This window comes from Streptomyces beijiangensis, assembly GCF_017315755.1.
In the GTDB taxonomy this organism is placed as follows: Bacteria; Actinomycetota; Actinomycetes; order Streptomycetales; family Streptomycetaceae; genus Streptomyces; species Streptomyces beijiangensis.
In genome coordinates, this window is record NZ_JAFLRJ010001181.1 from 1 (window position 1) to 211 (window position 211).

1 protein-coding gene is annotated in these 211 nt (G+C 71.1%); it reads left to right on the top strand.

All coding sequences use genetic code 11. The features are described from left to right. Window positions 1-211 (top strand): family 1 glycosylhydrolase (locus tag J0695_RS41085; protein ID WP_206969899.1); only part of this gene is annotated, 211 nt, incomplete at both ends.

Here is a 211-nt window from a genome sequence, read left to right on the forward strand (position 1 = left end):
CCTACTACACGGGCGCCCTCGGCGAGGTCGCGGCCGCCATCGAGGACGGGCTCAAGGTCGAGGGGTACCTCGCCTGGAGCGCGCTCGACAACGACGAGCACCGTTCCATCCGGCCGACCTGCGGCCTCATCGCCGTCGACTGGGAGACCTTCGAGCGCACCGCCCGCCCCTCGGCCGGCTGGCTCGGCTCGCCTGCCTCTTATACACATCG